The 23403-nt window shown below is 64.4% G+C and carries 17 protein-coding genes and 1 pseudogene; 5 read left to right on the top strand and 13 right to left on the bottom strand.

What is annotated here, in order from left to right; all coding sequences use genetic code 11:
- The first annotated feature begins 51 nt into the window (after positions 1-51).
- Together JQK88_RS17850 and JQK88_RS17845 are read left to right on the top strand one after the other, a co-directional pair.
- Positions 52-1512: a phospholipase D-like domain-containing protein gene (locus tag JQK88_RS17850; RefSeq protein ID WP_203278978.1), complete on the top strand. Its 1461-nt coding sequence runs from the start codon at positions 52-54 to the stop codon at positions 1510-1512.
- A gap of 27 nt (positions 1513-1539) precedes the next feature.
- The gene (locus JQK88_RS17845; RefSeq protein WP_112564939.1) at positions 1540-2337 is read left to right on the top strand and encodes an endonuclease/exonuclease/phosphatase family protein; all 798 of its coding nucleotides are present in this window, start codon (positions 1540-1542) and stop codon (positions 2335-2337) included.
- Between the two features lies 1 nt (position 2338).
- Here the strand turns inward: JQK88_RS17845 and JQK88_RS17840 are convergent, their stop codons facing one another.
- The 5 genes from JQK88_RS17840 to JQK88_RS17820 all read right to left on the bottom strand — a co-directional run bounded on the left by JQK88_RS17840 (position 2339) and on the right by JQK88_RS17820 (position 8677).
- Entirely contained in the window at positions 2339-4318 is a 1980-nt protein-coding gene (locus JQK88_RS17840; protein ID WP_203278977.1) for a glycoside hydrolase family 127 protein, read from the bottom strand.
- A 43-nt stretch (positions 4319-4361) separates the two neighbouring features.
- Complete coding sequence (locus JQK88_RS17835) at positions 4362-5219, bottom strand: carbohydrate ABC transporter permease (RefSeq protein WP_112564934.1); 858 nt, start codon at positions 5217-5219, stop codon at positions 4362-4364.
- Positions 5219-6145 (bottom strand): carbohydrate ABC transporter permease, encoded by a 927-nt coding sequence (locus tag JQK88_RS17830; RefSeq protein ID WP_192252888.1) that lies wholly within the window; start codon positions 6143-6145, stop codon positions 5219-5221. The genes JQK88_RS17835 and JQK88_RS17830 overlap by 1 nt, the downstream gene beginning before the upstream one ends.
- A 171-nt stretch (positions 6146-6316) precedes the next feature.
- On the bottom strand, positions 6317-7558 hold the full coding sequence (locus tag JQK88_RS17825; RefSeq protein WP_192254286.1) for an ABC transporter substrate-binding protein: 1242 nt from the start codon (positions 7556-7558) through the stop codon (positions 6317-6319).
- Positions 7559-7627: 69 nt separating this feature from the next.
- On the bottom strand, positions 7628-8677 hold the full coding sequence (locus JQK88_RS17820; protein ID WP_203278976.1) for a LacI family DNA-binding transcriptional regulator: 1050 nt from the start codon (positions 8675-8677) through the stop codon (positions 7628-7630).
- A gap of 239 nt (positions 8678-8916) precedes the next feature.
- Between JQK88_RS17820 and JQK88_RS17815 the strand changes: the two are divergent.
- A pseudogene (locus tag JQK88_RS17815) lies at positions 8917-9528 on the top strand (zinc-binding dehydrogenase); the annotation flags it as partial.
- Between the two features lie 52 nt (positions 9529-9580).
- On the opposite strand, the gene JQK88_RS17810 reads toward JQK88_RS17815, so the two are convergent.
- Positions 9581-11026: a coiled-coil domain-containing protein gene (locus JQK88_RS17810; protein ID WP_192252879.1), complete on the bottom strand. Its 1446-nt coding sequence runs from the start codon at positions 11024-11026 to the stop codon at positions 9581-9583.
- A 279-nt stretch (positions 11027-11305) separates the two neighbouring features.
- On the opposite strand from JQK88_RS17810, the gene JQK88_RS17805 reads away from it, so the two are divergent.
- A complete protein-coding gene (locus JQK88_RS17805) occupies positions 11306-11860 on the top strand; it encodes a dihydrofolate reductase family protein (protein WP_203278975.1) in 555 nt (184 codons plus the stop codon).
- Positions 11861-12003: 143 nt separating this feature from the next.
- Here the strand turns inward: JQK88_RS17805 and JQK88_RS17800 are convergent, their stop codons facing one another.
- The 5 genes from JQK88_RS17800 to JQK88_RS17780 all read right to left on the bottom strand — a co-directional run bounded on the left by JQK88_RS17800 (position 12004) and on the right by JQK88_RS17780 (position 18648).
- The gene (locus tag JQK88_RS17800) at positions 12004-12864 is read right to left on the bottom strand and encodes a patatin-like phospholipase family protein (protein ID WP_203278974.1); all 861 of its coding nucleotides are present in this window, start codon (positions 12862-12864) and stop codon (positions 12004-12006) included.
- Entirely contained in the window at positions 12861-14102 is a 1242-nt protein-coding gene (locus tag JQK88_RS17795; RefSeq protein WP_203278973.1) for a M16 family metallopeptidase, read from the bottom strand. Before JQK88_RS17795 ends, JQK88_RS17800 begins: the two co-directional genes overlap by 4 nt.
- Before the next feature lie 292 nt (positions 14103-14394).
- On the bottom strand, positions 14395-15750 hold the full coding sequence (locus JQK88_RS17790; RefSeq protein WP_192252867.1) for a M16 family metallopeptidase: 1356 nt from the start codon (positions 15748-15750) through the stop codon (positions 14395-14397).
- Between the two features lie 332 nt (positions 15751-16082).
- Positions 16083-16637, bottom strand: a complete 555-nt coding sequence (rsmD, locus tag JQK88_RS17785) for a 16S rRNA (guanine(966)-N(2))-methyltransferase RsmD (RefSeq protein ID WP_192252864.1) — start codon at positions 16635-16637, stop codon at positions 16083-16085.
- A 13-nt stretch (positions 16638-16650) separates the two neighbouring features.
- The gene (locus JQK88_RS17780) at positions 16651-18648 is read right to left on the bottom strand and encodes a pseudouridine synthase (protein ID WP_203278972.1); all 1998 of its coding nucleotides are present in this window, start codon (positions 18646-18648) and stop codon (positions 16651-16653) included.
- Positions 18649-18828: 180 nt separating this feature from the next.
- Here JQK88_RS17780 and JQK88_RS17775 point away from each other — a divergent pair, with 180 nt between their 5' ends.
- The gene (locus JQK88_RS17775) at positions 18829-19281 is read left to right on the top strand and encodes a nucleoside deaminase (RefSeq protein ID WP_192252857.1); all 453 of its coding nucleotides are present in this window, start codon (positions 18829-18831) and stop codon (positions 19279-19281) included.
- A 28-nt stretch (positions 19282-19309) separates the two neighbouring features.
- Here JQK88_RS17775 and JQK88_RS17770 read toward each other — a convergent pair whose 3' ends face one another.
- Both JQK88_RS17770 and ileS read right to left on the bottom strand, forming a co-directional pair.
- Positions 19310-19993, bottom strand: a complete 684-nt coding sequence (locus JQK88_RS17770; RefSeq protein ID WP_192252854.1) for a hypothetical protein — start codon at positions 19991-19993, stop codon at positions 19310-19312.
- A gap of 198 nt (positions 19994-20191) precedes the next feature.
- Complete coding sequence (gene ileS, locus JQK88_RS17765) at positions 20192-23167, bottom strand: isoleucine--tRNA ligase (protein ID WP_203278971.1); 2976 nt, start codon at positions 23165-23167, stop codon at positions 20192-20194.
- Positions 23168-23403 lie beyond the last annotated feature (236 nt).

Here is a 23403-nt window from a genome sequence, read left to right as displayed (position 1 = left end):
CGTCAATCCCTTGCATTGCCTTCTGCGGCCACTGGCTCGATAGTCCTGGCGATGTGGCAGACCTTTGTGACCTACTGGCCTCTGATCCTCGTGATCATTCCGATGCTGATGGCCGCTATCGGCATCGTCCACGCCATCATGACGAAGGAAGACGTCCGCGCCGCCACCGGCTGGGTGGGCGTAATGATTTTGTCGCCGTTCCTGGGCGCAATCATCTACGCCATCGCCGGCATCAACCGCATCCGCCGCGCCACGATCAGCGCCATGAGGCCCGTGGCGGGCGAAGCCGAGACGGCCAAACACGACCGCGACATTGCGCTCGAAGCGCTGATCTCAGCCGAATTCGGCCAACGCTTTGCCGGCCTGAAGACATTGGGCGACAGGGTGGCGCGACGCGGCCTGCTTTCGGGAAACGCAATCACCATGCTGAGGACGGGCGACGATGCTTACGCGGCCATGTGCAAGGCGATCGACGAGGCACAGCGCAGCGTCCTGCTCGAGACCTACATCTTCGACAATGACGAGATCGGGCAGGTGTTCGTCGAATCGCTTGCCGGCGCGGTTCGGCGCGGCGTCACCGTGCGCGTGCTGATCGATGCCGTCGGCGTGCGCTACTCCGTGCCCAGCATCCTGACGACTCTCCGGGAAGCCGGCGTCACCGTCGACCTCTTCAACGGCAACATCGTCATGGGCCTGAGACTTCCCTATGCGAACCTCAGAACGCACAGGAAGATCCTGATCGTCGACGGTGCGGTCGCATTCACGGGAGGCATGAACATCCGCAAGGGATTCTCGGCCGAATTCGCGGGAACCGCCAGTTCGGCGGATACGCATTTCCAGGTCACTGGACCGGTCGTGGCCGACCTGTTTGCGGTTGCCGCCGAGGACTGGCGCTTTGCCGGCAACGAGGCCCTCAAGGACGAGGTCTGGCACGTCGAAAAACCCTCGCCGCCGCCCGATCAGCCGATCCTGGTGCGGGCCGTGGCGTCGGGGCCGGACGCCAGCATCGAAACCAACCACAAATTGCTGATGGGCGCATTTTCCGTCGCCCGCAAATCGATCCGCATCATGTCGCCCTATTTCCTGCCGGACCGGGAATTCATCAGCGCGCTGACCACGGCCGCCCGGCGCGGCGTCGAGATCGATATCGTCGTGCCGGCGGTCAACAACCTCTTCCTGGTCGGCCGTGCCATGACGGCGCAATACGACCAGGTGCTGAAGCATTATTGCCGTGTCTGGCGCCACGAAGGGTCGTTCGACCATTCGAAGCTGCTGTCGGTCGATGGCGTATGGGCCTATGTCGGCTCCTCCAACCTCGACGCCCGGTCGCTGCGGCTGAATTTCGAAATCGACCTGGAGGTGCTGGATGCAGGCTTTGCCACCGAGATCGAAGCACGCATCGGATCGGCAATCGCTTCCGCCAAACCCGTCACACTCGCAACCCTGAAAGCGCGGTCATTTGTCATCCGTGTCTTTGACCGGTTGCTATGGCTGGGATCGCCCTATCTTTAGAATCAGTACAGATTGAACAGCAGGCCCATGGACATAAACGGACGCAGCCTCCCCGAAACCGTGCTCCTGTCGATCCGCGGCAGGAAAGCGCGCAAGGCGAACGCGACGCCGCGCAAGCGGGTTGATGGCGCTGAGATGGTGGTCGCCTCCTACAATGTTCACAAATGCATTGGCACCGACCGCCGGTTCGACCCCGAGCGGACCGCCCGCGTCATCCGCGAGATCGGCCCCGACGTCATTGCTTTGCAAGAGGCCGACAACCGGTTTGGCGATCGCGCCGGGCTGCTCGATCTTGCCCGGATCGAACACGAAACCGGGCTGGTGCCGGTGCCGGTTTCGGGAAACGGCAAGGGCCATGGCTGGCGCGGCAACGTTCTGTTGTTCAAGCGCGGCACGGTGCGTGACGTGCATCAGATCAAGCTGCCGGGGCTGGAGCCGCGCGGCGCGCTGGTGGCTGAGATCGACCTCGACGAAACACGCACGCTGCGCGTCATTGCCGCGCATCTCGGCCTGCTGCGCCGCTCGCGCTCCGAGCAGGCCCGCGTCGTGCTCGACATTATGAGCAGCCAGGATGAAAGGCCGACCTTGCTGCTCGGCGACCTCAATGAATGGCGGCTGGGCAACCGCTCGGCGCTGAAGACGCTGCACACCACCTTCGCCACGCCGCCGGCCGTGCCGACTTTCCCCTCGGGCCTGCCGGTGCTGGCGCTCGACCGGATCATGGCCAACCGGCACGGCATGGTCTCGTCGGTGGAAGCCCATGATACGCCGCTATCGCGGGTTGCGTCTGATCATCTGCCGCTAACGGCTTTCGTGAGTTTGTAACTCACCCGTCGCGCAACCACACCACCATCTCGCCGGGGTCACGATTGTCCCAGGCGTAATAAGGGACGGCCTTGAGCTTCGCCTGCTCGACGGCTGGCGCCTCGGTGCGATAGAGAGCGGTGCCCCAGTTCTCCGCCTCGGCCCTGCTGCCGATGGCCGAGAGGGTGACGACGCCGCCGAGAAGGTTCGGTTCGGGATGCGCCTCGATCTCAGCCGTGCGCGGCAAGGTGATGCGGTGCAGTTGGCCGGCATTGTCGGTCTCTTCGACGCAGTAGATCAACGGGCCGCGCGCGAGCGCTACGCGGCCGATGTCCTGGCGCACCTGCGGGTTGGCGAACAGACGCGAGATCGACATGTCGAGGTCGAGCTCGACACGGTCGCCCTTTTGCCACTCGCGCCGGATCGCCGCGTAGCCATCGTTCGACGCGGCATCGAGGTCGACAGGCGCGCCGTTGACCTTCAGCGTCGCCTTGCGGCACCAGGACGGCACGCGCAGATGCAGCGTGAACTCAACGGGCGCATCCGGCTCGACCCGGATCGAGACCGCGCCGTCCCAGGGATAGTTGCTGGTCTGGACGATGCTGACCGGCGTGCCCGCGATGTCGAAACGCGCCGTCGAGTCGCCATAGAGGTGGACGGCCAGCGCATCGTCGGCCAGGCCGTAGAAATAGCTGCCGATCGACGCCACCATGCGGCCGATATTGGGCGGGCAGCAGGGGCAGCGGTGCCATTTCCAGCGATTGTGCTTGCCCCGGCTTTCCAGCGGGTTCTCGTAGAAGAACAGCGAGCCGTCGAGCGACAGGCCGGAGATCGAGCCGTTGTAGAGCGCCCGCTCCATCATGTCGGCGTAGCGGGCGTTGGGACCCATGCCGAGCATGCGGCTGGCCCAGAACACCAGCCCGACCGAGGCACAGGTCTCGGCATAGGCGGTTTCGTTGGGCAGGTCGTAATCGCTGGTGAAGCCCTCATTATGGGCCGACGGCCCGATGCCGCCGGTGACGTAGAGGCTCTTGGTGGTGAGATCATCCCAGAGCCGGTCGAGCGCCGCCCGCAGCGTATCGTCGCCATATTCGGTGGCGATGTCGGCCATGCCGGAATATAGGTACATCGCCCTGACCGCGTGACCGACGACCTTGTCCTGCTCGCGCACCGGCCTGTGCGACTGATTGTATTCGTAGGTCTTGAAATGATAGGCCTTCGGGTCGGCGCCGCGCGCACGCGCCTCCTCGTCGAAATAATGCGGCTCAACGCCGCGCTGGTCGATGAAGTATTTCGCCAGCTCCATGTATTTCCGCTGGCCGGTCGCTCGCGCCAGCTTGACCAGCGCCAACTCGATCTCCTCATGGCCGCAATAGCCCTTCTGCTTACCGGGCTCTGGCCCGAACCTGTCGGCGATATGGTCGGCATAGCGGCATAGGATGTCGAGCAGCTTGCGCTTGCCGGTGGCCTGGAAATAGGCGACCGCGCCCTCGATCAGATGACCGGCGCAGTAGAGCTCGTGGCAGTCGCGCAAATTGGTCCAGCGCAGGCCAGGCTGGATGCGCTGGTACCAGGAGGACAGATAGCCGTCGGGCTGCTGCAGCTTTTCGTACATGTCGATGACGGCGTCGATGTTTTTCTCCAGCCGGTCGTTGCGGCGGCGGTAGAGCGAATAGGCGGCGGTCTCGATGGTCTTGCCCCAGTCGGAATCCCAGAACATCTGCGTTGTCACCGTCGAGCCGGTGAAGCCGGGCGTGGCCGCCTCGTCGGGCGACGGCGAATGGAATGGGATGACGAGACCGGGCGACGGCCGGTCCGGATCGATCTGCTCCAGCATGCGGGCTTCGACGCAGCGCTCGTAGAGGATGTCGGCGGTGCGCGAGGCAACCGCATCGACGCGGTCGCCCCAGAAGCCGCGCACATCGACCTGCGGCACCGGCAGCGGGCGGAAGGCGAGGCTCAGTTTTCCCGTCTTCCGGGCGGCGGATTTGTGTGCGGTCATCGGCTGGCTCCGTTCGATTTCGTCATTGTCATTTCACCGCGGGTCATTTCACGGCGCCGGCCATCAGGCCGCGTATGTAGAAGCGCTGCAGCAACAGGAAGAGGATCAGACAAGGCACCATCATCACGGTGACGCCGGCCTGCACGGCGCCCCAGTCGATGGCGCCGAAGCGGCCGGATTGAAGTGCGGTCATCATGATCGGCAGCGTGAATTTGGACTGGTCGGTCATCAGCACGAGGGCGGCCAGGAACTCGTTCCAGGCGCCGAGGAACGCGAACAGCGCGATGGTGACGATGCCGGGCCAGACCAAAGGCAGCATCACCTTCAGCAGCATGGTGAGATTGTTGGCACCGTCCATGCGGGCGGCCTCCTCGATCTCGCGCGGCACCGCGTCGAAGGCGTTGCGCATCATGAAGATCGAGAACGGCAGCTGCAGCGTGACATAGACGCAGACCAGCCCGGTCAGCGTGTTGTGCAGGCCGACCTTGGTAAGCACCAGGAAGATCGGCGTCAGGATCGACTGGAACGGGATCATGATCGTCGACAGGATGACGACGAAGAGCAGGTCCTTGAACGGAAAGCGGAAGCGCGAGAAGCCGTAGCCGGCAAGCACGCTGACGATGACGGAAAACACCACCGTCATGACGGAGACATAGAGGCTGTTTTGCGCCGGCAGCCACAGCCCGTCGCCGAAAGTGTTGAGCGTGCCGTAATTTTCGACCGAAAAACCGGTGGTCGGCCAAGGCGGCAGCGGCGGCAGGCGCGCCTCTTGCGACGGCTTGAAGGCCGACAGCACCGTCCAGACGATCGGTGCCAGGAACAGCACCGAGGCGATCATGCCGGTCGCGTGCTCGGCGATGCCGAGGCGCAAGCGGCTGTTACGGCTTCTTGCCTGCGCCATCAGTCGACCCCCTCGGGCTTGCGCAGCAGCCAGAGCTGGAACGTGCTGAGCGCGACCAGGATGGCGAGCAGGATCATCGACAGCGCGGCGCCATAGCCCAGCTTGAACGATACGAAGGACTGGTTGAATATCCAGTAGACGGCGGTCAGCGTCTGATTGCGCGGACCGCCGCGCAGGATGATGTAGAACTGGTCGAAGGCGAGGATGGAGCCGGCGACCGACAGGATCAGCGCCAGCGCCAGGGTGCGGCGCATCAGCGGCAGCGTGATGGCGCGAAAGCGCGCGAACGGCCCTGCCCCATCGATCATCGCCGCCTCCTGCAGATCGGTCGGGATCGACTGCAGGCCGGTCATCAGGATGATCATGGTGAAGCCCGCCACCTTCCACACGACCATGGCGATGATCGACCAGAAGGCCGGCTGGAAGGTGGCCAGAAGGTTGAATTTCTTCCCGGTGAGGCCGAGGTCGAAGGCGGCCGGACTGAACAGGCCGGAATCGACATTCAAAAGCCACGACCAGAGCAGGCTCGCCGAAGCGAAGCCGATAACAGCCGGCATGAAGAAGGACGTGCGGTAGAAGCCGGTGAGCCGCCGTGGACGCTCGATGAACAGCGCCAGCGGAAAGGCGACGGCGAAGATCGCGATCGTCACCACCACCGTGTAGAGGCCGGTGAAGCGCAGCGCATTCCAGAACCTGGTGTCGTGCAGGATCGCCCAATAATTATCGAGACCGATGTAGCTGTGCTCGCCCATCAGCGGCCAGTTGTGCAACGACATCCACGCCGTCATGCCGAGCGGGATGATGAAGAACACGACGACCAGCGCCACGGCCGGCGCGACATAGAGCAAGCCGATCCACTGCCGGCGCCCGGCGCCGACCAGTTTTCGCGGGCGCGCCGGGGCGGAGGTTGCTGCGATGGTGGTCATGCGATGCTCCAGTTGCGGCGTCCCCCTCCCCCTCGAGGGGAGGGTCCGGCCGAAGGCCGGGGGTGGGGTCCTCTGCGCAGTGCGCCGACAGAAAGGCCGAGCACTTCGCAGGCGACCCCACCCGGACCCTTCGGGTCCGACCTCCCCTCAAGGGGGAGGTTGAGGGCGGCGCTATTTCTGCGGCGCCTGGTCGATGATCGACTGCATGGTCTCCTGGGCGTTCGCGATCGCGCCGTCGACATCGTCGCCGAAGAAGACTTCGTTGACCATCTGCGTCCACGGGCCGTTGGCGGAGTTGATCAAATCGTTGAACACCACCGAATAGGGTGTGCGGCCCTTGGCCATCGCCTCGGCGGCGATCTGGTAGCGCGGGTCGAGATCCTTCAGCGCCTCCTTGGCGATGTCGCCGCGCACCGGCAGGCTGCCGTATTTGGCGAGGATGGTCTGGCCCTCGAGCGAATAGGCGAAGTCGAGAAACTCCTTCACCACGGCGAGCTTTGTGGTGCCCTTGGTCACGACGAAATTGTCGCCGCCGGCGAAGGATGACCAGCCGCCATCCTTGCCCGGCAGAAAGGTGACGCCGTAATCGACATCAGGATACTGCGTGTTGAGCGCGCCGATGGCGAAGGCGCCGGAGGGCGAGATGCCGATATTGCCGGCGGCAAAGGCGGCAAAGAAGTTGGAACCGGTGTCGGTCTGCGCGCCCGCCGGCACCAGATCCTTCTTGACCATCGACCGGTAGAGGTCGATGGCGCCGCGCAATTGCGGGCTGTCCAGCGTCGCCTTGGCGCCGTCCTCAGCCAGGATGTCGCCGCCCGAGGCCCAGATCAGCGGCGTGAAGGTGAAGATGTTGCAGCCGCCGCAATTGCCGGAGAAATAGAAGCCCTTGATGTCGCCTCCGAGCGCGTTGACCTTCTCGGCGTCGGCTTCGATTTCGGCCCAGTTGGCCGGACCCTTTTCAGGGTCGAGCCCGGCCTGCTTGAACAGCTTCTTGTTCCAGATCAGCACCGAGCTATCAGCCGAGAACGGCAGGCCGTAGATGCGGCCCTTGTAGGTGCCGGTCTTGACGTGCGCCGGCGACAGGCTGGCGAAATAGGGCAGCGACTTCGCCCAGTCAGTGATGTCTTCCAGCTGGCCGGCGGCGGAAAAGGCCGGTGTGTAGATCAGGTCAAGTGACAGCGCGTCGGGCGCAGTGCCGCCGGCGGCCGCGGCGCCATATTTCGGAATGATCTCGGCATTGGGGATGATGTCGAGCTTGATCTGGTTCTCATGCGCCTTGTTGAAGGCATCGACGATGCGCGGCATGAAATTCGAGCCGTCGGCACGCACCCAGATATTGGCCGTGTCGGCGGCCATGGCGGGCATAGCGAAAATACTCGCGGCAAAGGCAAGCCCGGCAATCCTGGTCTTCATGGTTTTCCTCCTCATGGTTCTGTTCTCCTCCCTATTGCGGCGCTCTCCCAGATCGCGCCGCGCGTTCTCCTAGCCGCCTGGTGGACGGCCGCATGACTGACGCACCACCAGCCGGCACGGCAGTTTTCGGATGCCCGGCGCGGCCGGTTGGCCGCCGACGAGCGAAAGCAGCGCAAGCCCGGCCTCGCGGCCAAGCGCTGAAAGGTTCATGTCGACCGAAGTCAGCGGCGGCCGCGTCGCTTCCGCCACGATCTCCCAATTGTCGAAGCCGATGACGCCGACATCGCCGGGCACGCCGATGCCGCGCTCGCGCAGCGCATCGATGACGCCGCGCGCGATCTGGTCGTTGCCGCAGAAGACGGCGTCGGGTTTCTCCCCCCTGCCCGCCTTGCCGTCGAACAGTCTTGCGACCGCCTCGTGCCCCCAGGCCTCCGACCAGTGCCCGAGCAGCGGCTCGGCAACCGGCAGGCTATGCTCGGTCAGCACCTCGCGATAGGCACGCGCCCGCTCATGCACCACGGCGAAGCTCGCAGGACCGCTGACATGGGCGATGCGCCGGCGCCCAAGCACGCAAAACTGCTCGACCGCCAGCCGCGCGCCGCCGGCATCGTCGGAGACGAAGCCGATGGCGTCGGGATCGGGCTGGGTAAAGGCGTAGATCACCGGGATGCGCAGATTGGCGAGGTCGACCGGCAGGTGGCGGTCGATGCGCTTGCCGGTGGCGATGATGCCGTCGACGCGCTTGTCGAGCATGGCCTCGACATGCAGCTGGCCGAGCCGCTGGTCGTCCTCGACATTGCACAGGAACACCGAGACGCCGGCATCGACCAGCGCATCGGAAACGCCAGCCATCAGCGGCAGCGAGAAGCGTCCATAGGTATCATTGGTCAGCAGCCCGACGGTGAAGGAGCGCTTGCGCAACAGGCTCTGTGCCAGGCTGTTCGGCCGGAACCCGAGCCGCTGAGCCGTCTCACGAATGCGCTCGCGCGTCCGTGCCGTCATGCGCCCCTGCCCGTTCAGTGCCTTCGACGCCGTCGCCACGCTGACGCCGGCGGCGGACGCTACCTCACGCAGGGTGACGGGGGTCTTGGCGGGCGCAGGCGCGGCATCGGAAACCATTTTGCGACGCGGATTCCTTAGTTGGGAAAAGGTTTTCTCTTATCGCCTTGCTCATTGCCGACTGGCGAGGGCAGTGAGCAAAAGCGCGGTTGGGAAAAGGTTTTCTCAACGTGAGATTAAGCGAAGGATTCGGCCATTGCAAGAGGCCATGGACATGCCCGGGTTTCGGTAGGCCCAGCAATTTCTTGCCTACTGTCGGTAGCGCAGTGCTTCAAGCAGCAACGCGAATGCGGGCGAAGTCTGGCGACGGTTGGGATAGCCTGCTGGCGACGTCGGACGTGCTTGGCACGGGCTGGTTTGCGGCCAGTGCCGCGCGGGCGCAACCTGGCTCGACGGTTGTCGTCGTCGGCGACGGTGCGGTTGGGCTGATGGCCGTGCTGTCGGCAAAGCAGATGGGGGCCGAGCGCATCATCGCGATGAGTCGTCACAAGACACGGCAGGATCTGGCGCTCGAATACGGCGCGACCGACATGATCTCGGAGCCCGGCGACGAGGGCGTGGCGCGGATCAAGGAATTGACCAAGGGCGTCGGCCCCGAATCAGTTCTGGAATGCGTCGGCACCAAAGAATCGATGATGCAGGCCTTGAACAGCACACGGCCGGGCGGCTCGATCGGCTATGTAGGCGTCCCGCACGGCGTCGAGTTCGACGGGCAGCAGTTGTTCTTCGCGCAGAAGAGCCTGCTTGGCGGCCCGGCCCCGGTGCGTCGCTTCCTGCCGGACCTGATGGACCTTGTGCTCGAGCGTCGGATTAACCCCGGCAAGGTGTTCGATCTGGAACTGGCCGATGTCGGCGAAGGCTACCGCGCAATGGACGAGCGCCGCGCGATCAAGACCCTCTTTCGGGTCTGACCTAGCTGCAGGACCCGTCCTTGCAATGCTGTCAGCCGCCGTGGCAACGCCGCTACGGCGTGGCGCGCAGGTTGCGGCGCGTGCGGCGGCGGCTTACGGCGCGGGCGGCTCCCGCCACCGGGCCGTTGATTTCTACCACGACGCCTTCGCGCGGCTTGGCGCTGGCAACCTTGTGCAGGCGCTCAAATGGCAACAGTTCCTTGACGCGGGCATTGAGAGCCGCGACCTCGGCTCGCAGTTCCTCGCATTCCTGCCGCTGGACATCCAACTCCATCCGTTCGGAGGCGTGCAGCAGCGAAAGCTGCGATAGATCGGCGTTCGCGGTCGAAAGGCTCATCTTGTCGCTTTCGCTCTCCTTCATCAGAGCAGCCAGCCTTTCGTCCGCGACCTGCTTTTCAGCAACGGCGTCGGCCCATTGAGCCTTGAGCCTGGCGGCCTCGGCTGAGGCCGCGCTGCTCTCGTTCGAGGCCAGTTCCAGCCTCGATTGCAGGCTCTGGATCTCGGAACGCAAGCCGCTTGTCTCCAGCTGGTTGCGGGCGAGTTCGGCCTGCGTGTCGGCTTCCATCATGGAAGCCGCTTCAGTCATTTCCGCCAGCTTGGTCTGCGCCTGCTCGAGCGATCTCTGCAACCGCAGTTCCTCCTTCTCGCTCTTGCCGAGTGCCGCCAGCAGTTCCGCAAGCCGCGCCACCTCGGTGGTGTGGATCGCCGAAAGCTCGTCCAGCCTGTGGCGCGCTCTGGTTTCACGCTTGCGCGCCGTGTCGACATCCATCGCCAGGCTGACATGCTTTTCGCGCAGCAGCTTGTTTTCGCGCGCCCGTCTGTTGGCTTCGACCGTCTTGGCCGTCAGCGCCTTGACGATGTCGCCGAACTCGGCCTCGCGCTTGGCGCTTGCATTGGCTGACTTCACGAGTTCCAGCCTTACCGCCGCAAGTGCCTCGCGAAGTGTCTCCCGGTCCTGGACCAGGCTTGCCTCGCGCTGCTTCAGGACCTCGAAGGCAGCTTCGCGCTCGCGCTGCTTCCTGGTTGCGTCGTGGAGCTGTTCCGACAACGCTCCCTGATGCGCGGTCAGGTCGATGGTTGCCAACTCCAGCTCGTTGGCGCGAAGAACGTCGCCGTGCAGGAGGTTCAGGTAGTCGCGGGTGAGATTGTGCGAATTGGATATTTCCGAAAGTTTCGCGTTGATCTCGTCCAGATAGTCCTGCGCATTGTGAAAGAGCCCATCCACCGCGCTCAATGCGGCCAGCCGGCTTTGCGCATGCGGCGTCAGCCGCCGTGCGCTCTCGGCCGGCGTTGTGCCGTCGTCAGCCCGGGAACTGTCCTCAGGCTGCAAGCGCTCATTGTTTGCGGCAAGGTTCTCGTCGGGAACAGGGCCGTCTTGCGGCGGCGACAGATCGTCCAGTTCAAGACACTCATCGATCGCATCCGCCAACTCGGCTTCGATCTTCGCAAATGCTTTGTCGGAATTCGCAGCACGCTTCATCAGACTCTTGAGGTTCATGACCTAACACCCTTCGCACTCTCTCCAAATTCTATACTTAACGATTTGCTAATGTTCCCTTCTACATCCGCTTGTTCCGTTGGGGAAGCCCCCTGCCCGGCCAAGCTTGGATAGTCATGTTGATCCATGCATCCGGCCCAGCGAGAGGTTTTTTTCCCATGGCGGGACTTTGAAGGCGCGTTGCACGCTCAGCACGGCCCAACAAGTGCGGCGTATTTTTGCCGCGGCGTGTCGCAAAAGGCGCGCGCCATCCGTCCTCTGAACAGAAAGGAGAACGCCATGCGAAAACTCATCGTCACCGAATTCATCAGTGTCGACGGCATTGCCGAGGTCGAGAAGCTGCCCAAAGTGACCTGGAACGATGAAATGCAAAGGTTCAAGGAGGATGAGCTTGCCGATAGCGGCGCCATGCTGTTGGGGCGCACGACCTATGAGATCTTTGCCGGCTCATGGCCGAGCGAAACCGGCGACTTCGCCGACCGGTTCAATGCGCTGCCGAAATATGTCGCCTCGACCAGCCTGGAGGCGTTGGACTGGAAGCCGGTGGAATTGCTTACGGGTTCCTTGCCGGAAGCAGTGAGCAAGCTGAAGCAAGGCAGTGGCGGCAACATCTATGTGCATGGCAGCCTCAGCGTCGCGCAGGAGCTGCTGCGCCACGGCCTGGTCGACCGCGTCAGGCTGCTGAGCTACCCCGGCACTGTCGGCGAGGGCAAGAAGCTGTTTCCGACCGACATGCCGGTGGCGCTGGAGCCGATCTCAGCCATGACGTTCAGCAATGGCGTGGTGGCGCTGGAATATGCGGCGGGGAAGGTGAAGGCTGATCTCCCCCCTTGAGGGGGAGATGGCCGGCAGGCCAGAGGGGGTCGGTCCGACTGGATGCGACCTCCTTGCGACCGATGAGGTTGGCGCTTCACACGAGACGACCCCCTCTGTCGCCTTCGGCGACATCTCCCCCCTCAAGGGGGGAGATGTCAGCCTCAACCGGCCTTCTTCCCTCGCTTGCCCTTGGCACGCGCCTCGACCACCCTTTCCACCTCGCGCTTCAGCTCGTCCTTGATCTCCAGCGTCTCGGCCATCAGCGCGTCGATCTTCATGAAATCGAGCACGCGGTACTTCGACACGTTGGGGCGGATCAGGATGTCGGGCGGCCCCTGCTTCAGCTTGTGGGCGATGATCGACTGCATCATCAATTGCGTGGCGCCGTACATCAGGTCGACGGTGGTCGGGTGCTTGCGCTCGGCCTCGCTCGGCGCACCGACGACATCGATGGCGATGATGATGTCGGCGGCGTTTTCGATCAGGTCGAACGGCACCGGATTGTAGATGCCGCCGTCGATCAGCACGCGGTCGTCGCGCGTCACCGGGCGGAACACGGCGGGAATGGCGGCCGAGGCGGCGAGCGCCGAATGCAGGTCGCCATCGTCGAAGACGGCGAGCTTGTGGCCGAAATAGTCGGTCGCCGTCACCTTGAGCGGGATCTGAAGGTCGGCGAAGGTTTCGGGAATGGCTTCGGGCAAGAAGGCCTTCAAGATGCGCTCGATGTTGAACTGGCCGACGCGGATGCCGCCCTGCATGGCCTCGGCGATGGTGCCTGGCCGCGAGCGCCACATGCGCGCGGCGACCTCGGCACGGCGGCCAAGGATCGAGCGGGCATAGTCCTCGATGTCCTTGCCGCTCATGCCCGAGGCCATGCCGGCGCCCATGATGGCGCCGATCGAGGAGCCGGCGATGGCCACCGGCTTGATGCCGAGTTCGTCCAGCGCTTCGACGATGTGGATGTGGGCAAGGCCGCGAGCGCCGCCGCCGCCAAAGGCGATCCCGAAAGTGGGCGCCGTCATTTGGCCTCCAGCTTCGGGCCGATGCTCATGATCGCAGGGGCTGGCGTCAGCAACTTCTTCGCCGCTGCCTTGACCTGATCGAGCGTCACGCCGTTGATGAGCGCCGAACGGCGCTGCACGTAGTCGATGCCGAGATGGTCGAGCTGCAATTCCACCAGCGTCGATGCAATGGCGCTGGAGGAATCCAGATTGCTGATGGCGTAGGAGCCGACCATGTATTTCTTGGTCGCGTCCAGTTCGGCCTCTGTCGGCCCCTCCTCGGCCATCTTCCTGACCACGTCCTTGACGATGGCGAGCGTCTCGGCCGCGCGGTCCGAACGCGTCGCCGTGGTGATGATCAACGCATTGGAATGCTGGTGATCGACCAGGTTGGAATCGACGCTATAGGCAAGGCCACGCTTTTCGCGCACCTCGTCATAGAGGCGCGAGGTGAAGGTGCCGCCACCGAGAATCTGGTTCATCAGCACCGCCGGGAAGAAATCCGGCGCATCGCGTTTCACGCCGGGATAGGCGAACTGCAGTGAGGTCTGCGGCAGGTCGTAATCGACCTCGAGCTGCTGGCCGAGATTCAGCTCAGTATCGGCTACCGGCCGCAGCAACTGCTTTTCCGGCAGGTCGCCGAACACGTCATCGAGCTTCTGTTTCAGCGTCGCGGCGTCGATGTCGCCGACCACCGCAACATGCAGGCCGTTGCGGGCGAAATTGGCCTTGTGGAAGGCAGCCAGATCCGCCGCGGTGATGGTGGCGATACTGTCTTTGGTGCCCTGGTCCGGCCGGGAGTAGGGATGTTCGCCATAGATGGCGCGCAGCCATTTGGTCTGGGCGACCGTGTTGGGGTCGCGCTCACTGGCGATGATGCCGGACAGGATCTGGGAGCGGATGCGGTCGATCGGCGCCTGGTCGAAGCGCGGGCTGGTGACCGCCAGCCTGAGCAGGTCGAAGGCCGCATCCTTCTGCTCGGCCAGCATGCGCATCGAGCCATAGGTGCCGTCGCGCGCCGCGTCGAAGCTCATTTCGGCGCCGGCATCGTCAAGCCTGGTCTGAAAGGCCTCGCTGTCGAGGTCGCCGGCGCCCTCGTCGAACAGGCCGGTCATCAGATTGACCAGCCCCTCTTTGCCGGCCGGATCCTGCGTCGAGCCACCATCGAAGACGAAGCGAATGGCGATGATCGGAATGGAGTGATCCTCGACCAGCCAGGCGTTGATGCCCTTTGACGAGGTCACCTGCTGGATGTCCATCGCGCGCGCGGCAAGTGCCGGCAGGACGAGGAAGAGGATGGCGAGGAACAGGGTGGTGAAGGTACGGAGCGCCTTACCTTCTCCCCGCCAGGCTCTCCCTTCTCCCCTTGTGGGAGAAGGTGGCCGAGTGAAGCTCGGTCGGATGAGGGGTGTTCCAGCTTGGCGACGACGGCGATCCTTCACCCACCCCTCATCCGTCTCGGCGCTGCGCGCCGATCCACCTTCTCCCGCAAGGGGAGAAGGGAGGGCGCGCGCTACGGGAGAAGCCAATGCAGCTTGGTTCGCCATCAAATCAATTCCCCGCCTGTTGCTGCGGCAAGAGATAGCCGGTGGTCGAACGGTCGAGCAGCAAATAGCGGGCGGCGACCGCCTTGATCTCGTCGGCGGTGACCTTGCGAATGCGGTCCGGCCATTCCTCGATGTCCTTCACATTACCGCCGGTGGCGAGCTCGGCGCCGTAGAGATTGGCCATCTCGTCCTGTTTGTCGCGGGCGAAGATCAGGGCCCTGATGTAACGGGCCTTGGCCTTCTCCAGCTCGTCGGCGGTGACGCCGTCCTTGATGATGCGGGCGATCTCGGCGTCGACGGCCGCCTCGACGTCGCTCAGTTTGGCGTCGCCGCGCGGCGCGCCATAGACGGTGAAATTGGTAGCGTCGAGCATGGTGCCCTGGAAGAAGGCGCCGGTCCCCGATGCGATGCCCTGCTTGACCACCAGCTGCTGGTAGAGCCGGCTGCGGCTGCCGCCGCCAAGGATCTCTCCCAGCAGGTCGAGCGCCTCGGCCTCGCCGGGCTTTGCCGTGTGGTAGGACGGAACCACCCACTGCGTCGAAAAGCTCGGCACCGAAACGCGCGCATCGGTGAGCGTCACCGTGCGCCTGGTGTTCTGCTCGGGCTCGACCGGGCGGATGCGCGGCGGCAGGTCCGGGCCGCGCGAGACCTTGCCATAGGTCTTTTCGGCCAGCGCCTTCACCGCGTCCGGCTCGACATCGCCGGCAACGATCAGCACGGCATTGTTGGGGCGGTAATACTTGTCATAGAAGGCAACCGCATCGGTGCGGTTCAGCTGCTCCATCTCCTGCATCCAGCCGATCACCGGAATGCGGTAGGGCTGGTTCTGCCAGAGTGTCGCGTCGACCTCCTCGTCGAGCACGGCCTCGGGGTTGCTGTCGATGCGCGAGCGGCGCTCTTCCAGGATCACGTCGCGCTCGGTCTTGATGACCTCGTCGGTCAAGATGAGGTTGCGCATCCGGTCGGCCTCGAAGCTCATCATCTGTTCGAGCGCCGAGGGCGTCACCGTCTCGTGAAAGGCGGTGTAGTCATAGGAAGTGAAGGCGTTGTTGGAGCCACCTATATCCGAAATGGCGCGGTCGAACTCGCCCGCGGCATGGTTGGTCGTGGCCTTGAACATCAGGTGTTCGAAGAAATGCGCGATGCCGGATTTGCCTGGCGGTTCGTCGGCGCTGCCGATCTTGTACCACACCATATGGGTGACGATCGGGGCACGATGGTCGGGGATGACCACCACTTCCATGCCGTTGTCGAGCAGGAAGTTCGCCACCTTGCCGTCATCTGCGGCAAGTGCCGGGCCGGCCACGGTCAGCGCGGTGGCGAGCAACGCTCTCCGCAGCCATTCAGTATGAGGTGTCATCAATGGCTCCGGTTTGTTATCGCGCGACGATAGGCAAGGTTAGCCACCGAGGCAAAGTGAATTGTGCGTCATTTTGAAGGCGCTGTTTCTTCCTTCTCCCCTTGTGGGGTGAGACGCGGTCCGCGTAGCGGACGAAAAGCCAATTGCTTGGCTTTTCGAGCCTCGAACGCCCTGAGCCATGCGAAGGGCCGGGTGGTGGCCGATCCACCCTGCCGGGTCCCCGCTGCTTCGCAGCGTCCCGGCGTTCGCCGGCCTTTCATCGTGCCACTGGCACGCTGAATTCGCTTCGCGAACCGGCTGCTCACCCCACAAAGGGAGAAGGGGGAGCCTAATTACCCAGCCTCGATGAACCGGATCACCGTCTCGCCGTAGTTGCGCTCATCGACCACCGAGAATTCAGGCCCAACCTCGAAGGGCGCCGAGGCGGCTTCCTCGACCACGCAAAGCGCGCCGGGCAGCAGCCAGCCGCCTGCCTTGGCCGAACGCAACGCGCGTTCGCCGAGACCTTTGCCATAGGGCGGATCGGCGAAGATCAGGCCAAAGGCGGCAACCGTGCCGGCCTCGCCCAAGGCAGTCGCGTCGCGGCGAAAGATCTTGGTGCGGCCGGTGAGGCCAAAGGCTTCGACATTGGTGCGAATCAGGCCGCGCCCTTCCGCCGATTCCTCGATGAAGACGCCATAGGAGGCGCCGCGCGACAGCGCTTCGAGGCCGAGCGCGCCGGTGCCGGCGAACAGATCGAGCACACGCGCGCCCTCGAGCTTGTCGGCGAAGCGGTGCGCCAGCACGTTGAAGACAGCCTCGCGGGCGCGGTCGGTGGTCGGGCGGATGGCATGGTCGCGCGGCGTCGCCAGCGGACGCCCGCGAAACTGGCCGCCGACGATTCTCATTTAAGTCCGGGTCTCATCTGGTCCGGGGACCCTTGGGACCATTGCGCGGCCGCTCACCGCCGCGACCGCCATCCGGACGCTCGCCGCGCGGCTTGCCGAACGGCTTGGCGCCACCCGGCTTGCCATAGGCCGGCTTGCCATAGGCCGGCTTGAACGAGGCCTTGCGCGCCTTGGCGCCGGCCGCCTTGGCGGCATCGGCTTCCGCCCTGCCCTTGCCGATCGGGCGCGCGCCCGGCGCCATCCAGACATTGGCCTTGCGCTGGCCCGGCGGCTCGATCGGCCGCTGCTCGCGCTCAGGTTTTTTGCCGCCACGCGGTTTGTCACCAAAGGCGCCACGGGGTTTATCGCCGAAGCCACTGCGCGGCTTGTCGCCGAAATCGCCACGTGGCTTGTCGCGAAACTCGCTACGCTCGGGCCTCGGGCCGCGTTCGCCAAAGCTCTTTTCCGGCCTTGCACCCCTTTCAGGGCTGGTCGACAGCTTGCCCAGCGCCTCGTCGCGGCTGCCCTCGCGGCGCTTGCGGTTCTTGATCAGACCGCCCTCGCCGATCGGCCGGCGGTCGCCCTCGCGGGTGAATTTCGGCCGTTCGGGCTCCACTTCGCGCTCACGCCGCACCGGCTGGTTGGAGAACGGCTTGGTGATCTCGGCGTCGAAATTGGCGCCGGAATCCTCGATCAGGCGTTCGCCGAGCTGGTCGCGCAAGACGCGGCCCTTGATCTCCAGCACATGGCCTTCGGCGAGGTCGTCGAGCTGGAACGGCCCGTAGGAGATGCGGATCAGCCGCGTCACGTCGAGGCCGAGCGAACCGAGGATGTTCTTCACTTCCCGATTCTTGCCTTCGCGCAGGCCGATCGTCAGCCAGGCGTTGGTGCCTTGCTCACGGTCGAGCGTCGCCTCGATGGCGCCGTAGAAGACGCCATCGACGGCAATGCCTTCACGCAGGCCTGCAAGCACGCTTTCCTCGACCTTGCCATGAACGCGCACGCGGTAACGGCGCAGCCAGCCGGTGGCAGGCAGTTCGAGCACGCGCGACAGACCGCCGTCGTTGGTGAGCAGCAGCAGGCCTTCGGTGTTGATGTCGAGCCGACCGATGGTCATCAGCCGCGGCAATTCGGCGGGCAGCACGTCGAACACGGTCTTGCGGCCCTCGGGGTCGCGGTTGGTGGTGACGACTCCGGCCGGCTTGTGGAACAGGAACAGCCTTGTGCGCTCGATCGGCGGAATTTCCATGCCGTCGAGATGGATGATGTCGCCGGGCATGACGTTGAAGGCCGGCGAGGTCAAAGCCCGGTTGTTGACCTTGACACGGCCGGCCGCGATCAGATCCTCGGCATCGCGCCGCGAGGCAAGGCCGGCGCGGGCGAGCCGCTTGGCGATGCGCTCGCCGGCTTCTTCCGTCTCCACGGCGCGCGGGCGCGGCTTGAAGCCGCTGCCGGATGCGCCTTGCGGCCGGTCACCACCGAAATCGCGCTTGGGGCGATCCGCGAAGTCACGCTTGGGCCCATCTCCGGCGTCGCGCTGCGGACGATCGCCGAAATCACGCTTTGGCCGGTCGAAACGGTTTTCGCCTTCGGCGGCCGCAGGCCGATCACCGCGCGGTGCGTAGGGCTTGCGCGGACCTTCGCGCTTCTCATAGGGCTTGCCCTCGGTACGAGGCCCTTTGCTAAACGGCCGGTCGCCGCTCTTGAAGTCGCGCTTCGGCCGCTCGCCATCGGCCGCCATCGGCCGGTCGCCGCGCGGCGCATAAGGCTTGCGCGGACCTTCGCGCTTTTCGAACGACTTGCCTTCCGGGCGCGGACCCTTGAACGGCCGGTCGCTGCTCTTGAAGTCGCGCTTCGGCCGCTCGCCATCGGCCGCTGCCGGCCGGGCACCGCGTGGCGCATAGGGTTTCTTGGCCCCGAAGGAAGGCTTGCCGCCTTTGCTGACGGCGCCATCACGGCGCGGCCCCGCGGCTCTCGGACCGCTTTTGCCCGGGCCTTTGTGGCGCGGGGATTTCTTGTCGTTGTCGTCCATGTGGCCTTTGTCCGTTTGCGCTGCTACAGCGTGGCGCATCCTTTGGGGCGCGCAACGAACGCTATAGCACTTTGATGTGGCGCATGATCATTTCCGAAAATCTGTTCCGATGTTCGGGTTGACGCGCTCCATAACAGGATCACAGCTAAGTGGCGAGGAGATAATCAGGATGCAAACCGCGTGAAGCGGCCGGATTTCATGGCGCTGGCGCTGAAAGAGGCGCAAGCCGCCGCCTTGCGCGGCGAAGTTCCCGTCGGCGCCGTCATCGTCAGCGGCGACACCGTGGTGGCATCCGCCGGCAACCGTACCCGTGAACTTGCCGATCCGACGGCGCATGCCGAAATGCTGGCGATCCGCGCGGCCTGCCAGAAGCTCTCCAGCGAGCGGCTGACCGGGCACGACCTCTATGTGACGCTGGAGCCCTGCGCCATGTGCGCCGGCGCCATTTCCTTCGCCAGGCTGCGCCGGCTCTATTTCGGCGCGGCCGACGAGAAGGGCGGCGCGGTGGTCAACGGCGTGCGCTTCTTCGCCTCACCCACCTGCCACCATACGCCCGATATCTATCCGGGCATGGCCGAAGCCGATGCGGCCTTGCTGCTCAAGGAATTCTTTCGGGAAAGGCGCGAACCGTAGGCCCGGCCAATGATGGCGGGCGGAGTCCCTACCAGGAAGGCAGCCAGTCGAAGAGCCCGCCGCTCTTGCTCTTGGCGGCTGCCTCTTTCTTGAGGCGGCGTTCCTTCTTGTATTCGTCCTCGCCGAGTTCGCCCTGCGGCGCGGTGTCGGCGGCGGCGCGGTAGGCCAGAGGCGGCTCGCTCAGATATTTGCGCGTGGTGGGATCGCCCTGCTTGCCTTCTGCCGTACGGCGCTGGATTTCGGCGGCGCGGCCCTTGTCCGAATCCGCCGGCGACCAGCGTGGCGGGTGGCTCGAGGCCGAATCCGCCATCGCCTTCTTCACCGCAGCCGGATCGGTCTGCACATCGTCGACGATCTGTGACTGATAGGACGGATCATCCTGGTGGGCGGTGGCGTCGGCACGCAGGCGGGCGCGGCGCTGCTCGGGCGATTCGGGCCAATCGGTGCTCGCCGTCTCGATGCTTTCCTGCGGCGCCGGCAGCGCTTCCTTTTGCCCCGGCGCGGGCTTCACCAGCTCTGGGCGCGGCTTGTAGTCGATCTGTTGCTTGCGCTTCGGCGAGATTGAAAAGGCACCCGAAAGGTCGCCCGCAAGCTGCTCGCCAGCCGTCTTGTCGGTGCCGTAGGTGGGCGAACTCATGCAGCCGGACAGAGCGAGGCCGGACGCGACAAGCGGCGCCAGCAGCGCAACGCGCACGGAAGTTCTGTCGGTCATGCCAAAAAGTCCCACTCTAGACAGCCTCTCGATCGTCACCGGCCAAAGGTCCGGTCCCCCATCGTCCACGCTCTTGCGACGGAAATCCGGCGACAATTTGTCTTCCGGAGTTTCGCGTGTTTACCTCAACCACTCGTTAAGGGCAACGCGCGGGCGGTTTTCGCTCGCGGCGTGGCTTTTGTGCACCGGCTTATGGACTCACAAACGTCCCAGAGCCTGCAGCTCATGCAGCACCGCGGCATCGCGGGCCGAAACGTCGGGGAATTCGGCATCCTGCCCGACATCGGCCGTATAGCGCCACGAGCGCGCGCATTTGACCAGGCCGCGGTCCTCGGCCTTTTCGACCACGACGGCGACACCTTTGACATCGTCGAGCGCAAAGGCGCCTTCCGGCGCCTTGCCATGGGCGATGACGAGATCGCTGGTGATCGCCATTTCGGCCATGTCGACATCGGCGATTGCAGCTTCAAGCGCGGCATCGTCGAGAGTCACGACCGGTACCGCTTCCAGCGATGAGCCGATGACCTTCTGGGCCCTGGCGATCTCGAGGGCGCCGGTGACGACACGGCGAACCTGCCGCACCTTGCGCCATTTCTCCGCCAGCGCCTCGTTCTTCCAGTTGGCCGGAATCTCAGGGAACTGGTCGAGATGCAACGAAACGGCATCGGGATGACGGTCGAGCCAGGCTTCTTCCATGGTGAAAGGCAGCATCGGCGCCAGCCATTTCACCAGGCAGTCGAAGAGGTGGCGTACCACTTGCACCGAGGCCTTGCGCTTCACGCTGGAAGGCCCGTCACAATAGAGCGCGTCCTTCCTGATGTCGAAATAGAAGGCCGAGAGCTCGACCACCATGAAGTCGAGCAAAGTGCGGGTGATGCGCTTGAACTCGAACGCGTCGTAGCCCGAGCGCACGACCTCATCCAGCTCAGCCAGCCGGTGCAGCATCAGCCGCTCCAGTTCCGGCATCTTTTCCAGCGGCACCTCCTCGCCATCGTCATGGGCCAGCGTGCCCAGCATCCAGCGGATGGTGTTGCGGAGCTTGCGGTAGGCGTCGATGTTGGTCTGCAGCACGTTCTTGCCGAGCCGCTGGTCTTCCCAATAGTCTGTCGTCACCACCCACAACCGCAGGATATCGGCGCCGGACTGCTTGATGACGTCCTGCGGCACGATGGTGTTGCCGAGCGACTTCGACATCTTGCGGCCCTCCTCATCCATGGTGAAGCCATGGGTGACGACGGTGTCGTAGGGCGCCCTACCCCTGGTGCCGCAGCTTTCGAGCAGCGAGGAGTGGAACCAGCCGCGATGCTGGTCGGAGCCTTCGAGATAGACGTCGGCCGGCCATTTCAGGTCCGGACGGTCCTCCAACGTGAAGACATGCGTCGAGCCCGAATCGAACCAGACGTCGAGGATGTCCATCACCTGCTTCCATTTGGAGGCATCGTGATTACCGAGGAAGCGCTCCTTGGCGCCGGCAGCAAACCAGGCGTCGGCGCCTTCCTGTTCGAAAGCATCCATGATGCGCTGGTTGACCGCTTCGTCCTTCAGCACATTGCCGTCCTCGTCGGCAAAGACGGCGATGGGCACGCCCCAGGCGCGCTGGCGCGACAGCACCCAGTCGGGACGCTCCTCGATCATGGCGCGGATGCGGTTCTGGCCGGCCGCAGGCACGAAACGCGTGTCGTCGATGGCCTTCAGCGCCCGGCTGCGCAGCGTCGTGCCGTCGCCGAGGTCCTTGTCCATATAGACGAACCATTGCGGCGTGTTGCGGAAGATGATCGGCTTCTTAGAACGCCAGGAATGCGGATAGGAGTGCTTGAGCCGGCCTCGCGCGAACAGCGCGTTGCGCTTGATCAGCTCGTCGATCACCGCCTGGTTGGCATTGCCCTTCTTGCCGTTGTCGTCGAGGACGCGCGCGGCGCCGCCCTCGCGGTCCGGGCCGAAGCCCGGCGCGTCCTTGGTGAAGAAGCCGCCATCGTCGACGGGAAACGGGATCGCGGTGTCGATACCGCGCTTGAGCAGCTCGGCCACCGCATCCGTCCAGGCGTCGAAGTCCTCTCGGCCGTGGCTGGGCGCCGTGTGGACGAAACCCGTGCCGGCGTCGTCGGTGACATGGTCGCCGGCGATCATTGGCACGGGGAATTCATAGCCGCCGCCCAGCCCCCTGAAAGGATGCGAAAGCGTAAGGCTTGCAAACTGTTCGCTTGAGACGCTGTGAAGCCGAGTCAACGTGACCTTGGCTTTTGCCGCCGCGTCCTCGGCCAGCGCATCGGCGAAGATCAGCTTCTCGCCGGGCTGAGGGCCGAAGGCATTCTCGGCGGCCGTCACCGTGTAGAGGCCATAGGCGACGCGCGGCGAATAGCTGACGGCGCGGTTGCCGGGCAGCGTCCAGGGCGTCGTTGTCCAGATGACGACATGGGCCTCGAGCAGGTCAAGCGAGGATTCCGACAGCACCGCAGCCTGCGCGTCCTCGGCGCCGGTGATCGGGCGAGCAAGGCTGGCGACCGGGAATTTCACCCAGATCGTATCGCTCTCATAGTCCTGGTATTCGACCTCGGCCTCGGCCAGAGCGGTGCGCTCGACCACGCTCCACATCACCGGCTTGGAGCCACGATAGAGCTGGCCCGACATGGCGAATTTCAACAGCTCGCCGGCGATGCGCGACTCCGCGTGGAAAGCCATCGTCGTATAGGGATTCTTGAAGTCGCCGACGACGCCGAGGCGCTGGAATTCGCCGCCCTGGACCGAGATCCAGTGCGCGGCGAAGTCGCGGCATTCCTTGCGGAATTCGTTGACCGGCACCTCGTCCTTGTTCTTGCCCTTGGCGCGGTACTGCTCCTCGATCTTCCATTCGATCGGCAGGCCATGGCAGTCCCAGCCCGGCACATAGTTGGCGTCGTAGCCACGCATCTGGAACGAGCGGGTGATGACGTCCTTGAGGATCTTGTTCAGCGCATGGCCGATATGAATGTTGCCGTTGGCGTAGGGCGGGCCGTCATGCAGAACGTATTTTTCGCGGCCGGCGGCCTTCTCGCGCAGCTTGCGATAAAGATCCATGTCCTGCCAACGCTTGACCAGCAGCGGCTCTTTCTCCGGCAAGCCGGCGCGCATCGGGAAATCCGTCTGCGGCAGATAAAGCGTCTTGGAATAGTCGATCGTTTCAACAGTGTCGGTCATTTGGTCTGCCATGTGCATTGCCCGGCGGCATCGAAGCTCGGGCGTGAAGTCTTCGGTTGACGCATATCATTTTCCCAAAACCGGACCCACTTTTGGGCGATATGCGTTGATGTTCTGGAAAAAGCGCGAGGGGGCGCGCAGAAACTCCCGGCGGCTCCAGCGGCGCTCAGGCCACCCGGAACACCGGGCCTGTAATTCGTATCGCGATCGCGAAAAGGCGCGAAAAGCTGGTCATG

Origin of the sequence: Mesorhizobium caraganae, from assembly GCF_016836705.1 — a bacterium.
Taxonomy (GTDB): domain Bacteria; phylum Pseudomonadota; class Alphaproteobacteria; order Rhizobiales; family Rhizobiaceae; genus Mesorhizobium; species Mesorhizobium caraganae.
This window is presented reverse-complemented; position numbering and strand designations above follow the sequence as displayed.